1 protein-coding gene is annotated in these 253 nt (G+C 67.2%); it reads left to right on the top strand.

The window, feature by feature from the left end:
• Positions 1-253 (top strand): helix-turn-helix domain-containing protein (locus SB754_RS21660; protein ID WP_410784376.1); only part of this gene is annotated, 253 nt, incomplete at both ends.

A 253-nucleotide genomic window follows, 5' to 3' on the forward strand; every position in this document is an offset into this window, starting at 1 on the left:
TGCCCGTTTAACCGTTTACGGTCGTTTGCTGATCGTCCAACGCCACCAGGCCGGCTGGAAACAGGCCCACATAGCCGCAGCCATGGGCGTTTCACGCAAGTGCGTCAAGACCTGGATCGACCGCTACTCCGCGGAGGGCGAAGCAGGGCTGGCCACCCGGTCCTCCCGGCCGCACACGATGCCAACGCGCACCAGCGCCGACACTGAGCAGAAGGTCCTCGCGGCACGCGCCGAGCATCGCGCCGGGCCCGAT

It is taken from the genome of Leifsonia sp. SIMBA_070 (genome assembly GCF_046534635.1).
In the GTDB taxonomy this organism is placed as follows: domain Bacteria; phylum Actinomycetota; class Actinomycetes; order Actinomycetales; family Microbacteriaceae; genus Leifsonia.